The organism is Actinospica durhamensis (assembly GCF_018139695.1).
Taxonomy (GTDB): domain Bacteria; phylum Actinomycetota; class Actinomycetes; order Streptomycetales; family Catenulisporaceae; genus Actinospica; species Actinospica durhamensis.
The window spans coordinates 1-6,740 of sequence record NZ_JAGSOG010000377.1 but is presented as its reverse complement, the minus strand read 5'-3'; the positions used below and the strand labels follow the sequence as shown (position 1 = coordinate 6,740).

Here is a 6,740-nt window from a genome sequence, read left to right as displayed (position 1 = left end):
GGGTTCCCCGGGTACTGCTGGGGCTGCTGGGCCGAGGGATCGTCATAGGACACGGCCAGATGATAACCAGCTGAGAATGTCGGCTACGAATCCTTAAACTCCGCCCCCGGCCCCGGCAGCGCCCCGGGTACGGCCCCGGACTACGGCAGAACCCTGACGATCTCGTCCAGCGCCTTGCGCCGGCCGGTGTAGAACGGAACCTCCACCCGCACGTGGCGGCGGGTCTCGGAGCCGCGCAGATGGCGCATCAGGTCCACGATCCGGTGCAGGTCGTTGGCCTCGAAGCACAGCAGCCACTCGTAGTCGCCGAGAGCGAAGGCCGGGACCGTGTTGGCCCGCACGTCCGGGTAGTCGCGCGACATCTTGCCGTGCTCGGCCAGCAGCGCGCGGCGCTCCTCGTCCGGCAGCAGGTACCACTCGTAGGAGCGCACGAACGGGTAGACGCAGGCCCAGTCGCGGGCGGCCTCGCCGGCCAGGTACGCCGGGATGTGGCTCTTGTTGAACTCGGCCGGGCGGTGCAGCGCCATGCTCGACCAGACCGGCTCGCAGCACTGGCCGAGCAGGGTCTTGCGGAACGAGGAGTACAGGTCCTGCAGCGCCTCGGCGGACGGGGCGTGCGCCCAGATCATCAGATCGGCGTCGGCGCGCAGTCCGGCCGTGTCGTAGGTGCCGCGCACCACCACGTCGCGATCGGCGGCGAGCTTGGTGAACAGCTGCTCGACCTCCTCGGCGTAGCCGGTGCGCAGGCCCTCGTCCTCGGGCAGCTCGGCCACGGCCTTGAACACCGACCAGCTGGTGTAGCGGATCTCCTCGTTCAGCTCCCTGGCCTTGCGGCTGACCGGGCGCTCGGCGGTCAGGGCGGTCGGCGCGGCGACGGTGGTGGCGGCCGCGGCGGGGCCGGTGCCGGCGACGCCCGCGGCGCCCGTGTCGGTCTCGGTCATGATGGTGCGTTCCCTTCGATCAGGCTTCGATCAGGTGCTCGACCGCCCGGGCGGCCGAGGCGATGCAGGCGGGGATGCCCACGCCGTCGTACGCGGCCCCGGCCACCGCGATCCCGGCCGGCAGGGCCGCGCGCAGCCGCCCGACCCGGTCCAGGTGCCCGACGGCGTACTGCGGCAGGGCCTCGGTCCACCGCTGCACGTGCCGGTCCGCCGGACGGCCCGTCAGGCCCACGGCGTCGGCCAGGTCGGTCAGGGCGGCCTTGGCGATCTCCTCGTCGTCGCGCTCGAGGATCTCGCTCTCGCCGAGGCGGCCGAGCGAGGTGCGCAGCACGACCATCTCGCCGCTGCTGTGCGCGAGCCAGGGCCACTTGACGCTGGAGAAGGTCGCGGCCTTGATCGCGCGCCCGTCCACCGGGGGCACCAGGAACCCGGAGCCGGGCGGGACGTCGGCGAAGGCGCTGCGGTGGAAGGCGAAGGTGGCGATGGCCATCGAGGCGTACTCGATGTCGGCCAGCTCCGCCGCGGTGACCGGCGCGGCCTCGGCCAGCAGAGTGCGGGCGACGTAGGCGGGGACGGCCAGCACCAGCAGGTCGGCGGTGAGCGTGGTCCCGTCGGTGAGCGAGACCTGCCAGCCCTCGGCGACCCGTCGCAGCGCCTTGGCCCCGATGCCGGTGCGCAGCTCGGCTCCACGCTCGGCCACGTCCGCGGCGACGGCGCCGGGCAGCCGGCCCACCCCGCCGCGGATGCCGGCGAACACCGGCTTGGGCGCGGTGCCGGCCGCGGAGCTCGCCGCCGCGCCGGCGGCCAGCAGGTCGCGCACACCGGTGCTCAGCGGGGTGCCGGCCGCGGCCAGCGGGGCCAGCTGCGGGACGGTGGCGCGCAGCGAGAGCCGGTCGGCGTGGCCCGCGTAGACGCCGCCGAGCAGCGGCTCGACCAGCCGTTCCACCACTTCGCGGCCGAGGCGCCGGCCCACGTACTCGCCGACCGAGACGTCCTCGGTGACCGGGGTCTTGGGCATGACCCGGTCCGCCTGGACCCGGGCCAGGCCGCGCGAGCCGAGCACGCCGCTGGCGCCGAGCGCGCGCAGGTCGCCGGGCACGCCCATGAGCTGGCCGGAGGGCAGCGGATGCAGTGCGCCGCGGCTCCACAGGCCGGCCGCGGTGGTGGCCGGGCTGACCAGGTCCTCGCCCAGGCCCACGGCCTTGGCCAGGTCCACCCCCTCGGCCCGGCGGGCCAGGATCGTCTCGGCGCCCAGGTCCACCGAGGTGCCGGCCACGTGTCCGAGCTCGAGCTTGCCGCCGTAGCGCCCGGAGGCCTCGAGCAGGGTGACGCTCAGTCCGGCGTCCAGGCCGGCCCGGGCGGCGGCAAGTCCCGTGATGCCGCCGCCGACCACGAGCAGGCGCCGCGGGGCGGCGGTCGGCTCGGCCGGAGCGGACTCGGGCATCGGCATGCTAGCTCCCGGTACGGGTGTGTTCGTGTACGTATTCGACGACGCGGGCGAGCTGTCCGGGGTCGGCGTTGGGCGGGACTCCGTGGCCGAGGTTGAACACGTGCCCCTCGAGTCCGGCGGCCTGGTCGAGCACCCGCTGCACGGCCGCGTCGAGGGCGGCGGGCGGGGCGAACAGGACGGCGGGGTCGAGGTTGCCCTGCAGCGCCTTGCCCGGGCCGACCCGGCGGGCGGCCTCGTCCAGCGGGACGCGCCAGTCCACGCCGACCACGTCCGCGCCGGCCTCGCCGAGGTCGCGCAGCAGCTCGCCGGTGCCCACGCCGAAGTGGATGCGCGGCACGCCGCGGGAGGCGACGGCGGCGAAGACCTTGGCGGAGGCGGGCTGGACGTAGCGGCGGTAGTCCTCGGGGGCGACCGCGCCGACCCAGGAGTCGAACAGCTGCACGGCGCCGGCGCCGGCGTCGATCTGGGTGGTCAGGAAGGCGATGGTGATGTCGGCGATCCGGTCGAGCAGCGCGGTGAACAGCTCGGGCGCGCCGTACATCATGGCCTTGGTGAGCTCGTGGCCCTTTGAGGGGCCGCCCTCGATGAGGTAGCTGGCCAGGGTGAACGGAGCGCCGCCGAAGCCGATCAGCGGGGTGGCGCCGAGCTCGGCGGTCAGCAGCCGGACCGCGGCGTCGATCGCGGTGAGGTCCTCGGGGGTGGGCACGCGCAGCCGGTCGAGGTCCGCGAGCGAGCGCACCGGCTCGGCGATGACCGGCCCGACTCCGGGCTTGATCTCGACGTCGATCCCGATGGCCTTGAGCGGCACCACGATGTCGCTGAAGTAGACGGCCGCGTCCACGCCGTAGCGGCGCACCGGCTGCATGGTGATCTCGGTGACCAGCTCCGGCATGAAGCAGGACTCGAGCATCGGCACGCCGTTGCGCGCCTTGTGATACTCCGGCAGCGCACGCCCGGCCTGCCGCATGAACCAGACCGGGGTGTGCGGGACCGGCTCACGCCGGCACGCGCGCACGAGGGCCGAGTCGGCCGCGGGATGCTGGGGCTTCGTCTGCTGTGTACCACTCACGAAGTGCACGATACCGGGGCGGGCGCGCCCGGCCGTACTCGCCCCGTGCCCGGGCCCGGGCGGACCCGGGCGCGTCTAGGGCGCGGACGGGGCGCGGGCAGGCGCGCCGGGGTGCGCGGACCGGGCGCGGCGGGTCCGGCAGGCGCGTGAAACGGGTCAGGGCCAGGTCCGGGCGCCGGGGCGGCTTCATTATGTGAGGACCGTCACAGCTGACTTTGCCGACATCGGGCGCGCCTACCCGACGCGCCCGGGCGCCCGGTCGTACGCTGCGACCATGAACCGGCATCCGCACCCGCCGGGCGCTCGCCGCGCCGCGACGTCCTCCGCCCCGGGTTCCGCGGACGGCGCCGTGCCGGAGGTGTTCGCGGCCGCCGTCGGCGGCATCGCGGCGCTGCGGCCGCGCCCCGGGATGGAGTTCGAACCGCTGCCCGCGCCGCGACGGCTGGCGTCCTACAGCCACGCCCTGTCCGCGACGGTGACCGGCCCGGCCGCCGACGGCGAGGAGGAGGAACTCGGCTCCGGCCGCTTCGTCCTGCTCTACGAGCCGGACGGGCACGAGGAGTGGCAGGGCAGCTGGCGCTGCGTCACGCTGCTGCAGGCCGAGATCGAGGTCGAGATCGCGCAGGATCCGCTGCTGCCCGAGGTGACCTGGTCCTGGCTGAGCGAGGCGCTGGCCGAGCTCGGCTGCGCGGCCCTCGGCGGCACCGTCTCGCGCTGCGCCTCGGCCGGATTCGGCGAGCTCGAGGACCAGGGCGTGAGCACCTCGGTCGAGCTGCGGGCGTCCTGGTCCCCGCTGCCGCCCGAGCCCGAGGCCGGCGCCCGCTGGGGTACCCGCCCGCTGTGGACGCCGGCGACGGCGTGGTCCGGCCTGGCCGCCCACGTCGAGGCCTGGTCGCGCTGCCTGGCCACGGCCGTGGGCCTGCCGCCGGAGCTGGCCGGCGTCGCCCGGCTGCCGCGCGTCGGGGGCTGAGGGCCACAGCTCGCCGGCCCGGGATCACCGGCCGGCCGACTCACCGACGCCGCACCCGCCTCGCCGGGCACGCCGCGCGCGTGGCCCGCGCCCTGGGCGTCGGCCGCGTCACCTTCGCCACCTGCGGCGAACCGGCCGCGTGCGGGGTCGCATCCGGGGCCGTACGCGGGCCGCGAACGGGGGATCGAGCGGTTCCGGCGCGTCGCGCATGGACATCCAGAGATTGGATCATCGGTCGTCTGTTGACCCAAACAGGTACACATCCAAATTTGGTTAAGCCGACCGCCATCCGGGTAAAGAGGTTACCCACACGGTGGAATCCGCGGCTTGAGCCGGTGGAGACCGGCCGGAGGGCTACTGCGTCCGGGTGAGGACAGTACGGCACCGTCTCGCACGGACGGCGCAACCGTTCGGCCGTTCGCCGGTCGGCTCACGCTAAAGGTCGCCACCCACATTGCCGATTCCTTCCCCGGAAGGGCTAGAGCACAGCCTCTTCCGTCCGGCCGGCCCTCCACCCCCGCCGACCGGTCCAACCCTCCACCTCCAGGGAGGTCCGGTGTCCGTCCTCGTCGACCACGCCGCGAGCATGCTGGCCTATCGACCGGCCAAGCTGACCGCGATGGTAGTTGTGCACGATCCCCGCGTTCGCACCTCCGTCACCCGGCACCTGTGGGCCCTCGGCGTCCGCGACGTCGTGGAGGCCTCGACCATCGCCGAGGCTCGAAGCCGGATGGCGACGGTCCGCGATATCGCCGTCGTGGACGTGCACCTGCCCGACGGGCCGGGGCTGGCGCTGCTGGCGGAGATGCGCACGGCCGGGTGGAACAGCGCGGTGGCCATCTCCACCGCCGACGACACCAACGCGGTCCGCGCGGCACTCGCCTCCGGAGTCCGCGGCTACGTCGTCACCGGCGCGCGCACCCTGCCCCAGGCACGGCCCGGACTCAACGGCATGAACGGCCCGGGCGGCCTCGGCCAGATGCCGCCACACCTGCGCGAGCGCCGGCTGGCCGCGATGAGCGGACAGGCCGGGACGATGGCCGCGCTGGCCCAGGGCTCGATCCCGAACACCATGAACTCGGGCGTGCGGGAGCTCTCGGCCCGCGAGATCGAGGTGCTGCGGCTGGTCGCGGACGGCCGGTCCAACAAGGCGATCGGGCAGACCATGGGCCTGAGCGCGCTGACCGTGAAGAGCCACCTGGCCAGGATCGCGCGCAAGCTCGGCACCGGCGACCGGGCCGGCATGGTCGCGGTGGCCATGCGCGGCGGAATCATCGCCTGAGTGCGTGACCGAACGGGCGGCACGGTCCGACGACCCCCACATCCGGTGGGCACACGACGGACCTGGAACGAGCCGCCGGGGCGTGTGACGGTCCGACGCCCAGCCCGCGCGGGAGCACTCCACCCGCGATCGCCCCGTGGTGAGCGCCTTCCCCGCGCCCACCACGGGGCGATCGTCTGACTTATCACGCCGACGGGTGAACTCACTCGGCAAAGCCCGGCCAGGGCATGACTCCCGGCGCTCGGGGGGCGTTGGCAAGGGGCCAGGGTCGTCGCGTCGGAAGAACCAGCATGCCCAAGTCGGTCGGCGTCCTCGCGCTCGCCCACAACTGCGAGATCCGCGCGACATGCCACGGTATCGGGACCCGCCACGTCAATGGCCTGCGTCACGCCGCGGACGTGCCGCACGACGTGGTCTCCCGCGCTTCGGATCCGCGCCACGCGGAGCTCTGAGATGGCGCCGACGCGGGCCCGGGCTCGGCCCGCCGAGGCCGCGCCCGCGGGCACCCGAGGACGACCCGCACGGCCCCGCTGTCACGCCGGGCGGGTCGCGACGCGGCCGGCGGCTCCTGCCCGGGGCCGTCGGCCGCGTCGCGCTCGGCGCGGCGGCCACCCACGATGCAACTTTCGCCGTTGCCCACGACGGGCGCCCGCCCATCCCCGAGAATGAGCTGGACCGAATCACCTCCCGCGGGTACGAGGCGGTGTTCGGCCCACCGTCGGCGCTCGACCGGGTTGACGGGCGCGGCGTGCTGGTCTACTCGGTGGATCTGTACCGACACGTCGCCGTCCGGCTCCCGGCCGCACACCAGCGCGAGTAGCCGCACCGACCCAGCCGCAGTCCGCCGCACCGCTACCGCAAGGAAACAGGACATGGAAGAGCAGCACCCCCGCACGGTGGTCATCGGTGCGGGTCCGGCGGGTCTGACTGCCGCGTACGACTTGACCAGGCACGGCTATCCGGCGAGCGTCTTCGAGTCGGAGGGCGTGGTGGGTGGTATCTCGCAGACCGCGGAGCGTGGTGGGTGG

Annotated in this window: 7 protein-coding genes; 4 read left to right on the top strand and 3 right to left on the bottom strand. The window is 74.3% G+C overall.

What is annotated here, in order from left to right:
- Positions 1-140: 140 nt before the first annotated feature.
- Genes hemQ through hemE form a run of 3 tightly spaced genes read right to left on the bottom strand, consistent with a single transcriptional unit; the run spans position 141 to position 3,460 of the window.
- Positions 141-941 (bottom strand): hydrogen peroxide-dependent heme synthase, encoded by an 801-nt coding sequence (gene hemQ / locus KDL01_RS37875; RefSeq protein ID WP_212533541.1) that lies wholly within the window; start codon positions 939-941, stop codon positions 141-143.
- A gap of 19 nt (positions 942-960) precedes the next feature.
- Positions 961-2,391 carry a protoporphyrinogen oxidase gene (hemG, locus tag KDL01_RS37870; RefSeq protein ID WP_212533540.1) on the bottom strand — a complete coding sequence of 477 codons (1,431 nt, stop codon included), beginning with the start codon at positions 2,389-2,391 and terminating at the stop codon, positions 961-963.
- Position 2,392: 1 nt separating this feature from the next.
- Positions 2,393-3,460: a uroporphyrinogen decarboxylase gene (gene hemE, locus KDL01_RS37865; RefSeq protein WP_307846773.1), complete on the bottom strand. Its 1,068-nt coding sequence runs from the start codon at positions 3,458-3,460 to the stop codon at positions 2,393-2,395.
- Positions 3,461-3,734: 274 nt separating this feature from the next.
- Here hemE and KDL01_RS37860 point away from each other — a divergent pair, with 274 nt between their 5' ends.
- The 4 genes from KDL01_RS37860 to KDL01_RS46265 form a co-directional block, all read left to right on the top strand.
- Positions 3,735-4,430, top strand: coding sequence for a DUF3000 domain-containing protein (locus KDL01_RS37860; RefSeq protein ID WP_212533539.1), 696 nt, complete (start codon positions 3,735-3,737; stop codon positions 4,428-4,430).
- A gap of 556 nt (positions 4,431-4,986) precedes the next feature.
- Positions 4,987-5,712 carry a response regulator transcription factor gene (locus KDL01_RS37855; RefSeq protein WP_212533538.1) on the top strand — a complete coding sequence of 242 codons (726 nt, stop codon included), beginning with the start codon at positions 4,987-4,989 and terminating at the stop codon, positions 5,710-5,712.
- A gap of 290 nt (positions 5,713-6,002) precedes the next feature.
- Positions 6,003-6,164, top strand: a complete 162-nt coding sequence (locus KDL01_RS37850) for a hypothetical protein (protein WP_212533537.1) — start codon at positions 6,003-6,005, stop codon at positions 6,162-6,164.
- 420 nt (positions 6,165-6,584) lie between these two features.
- On the top strand, positions 6,585-6,740 hold a 156-nt coding region (locus KDL01_RS46265; protein ID WP_212533542.1), incomplete at its 3' end, for an NAD(P)-binding protein.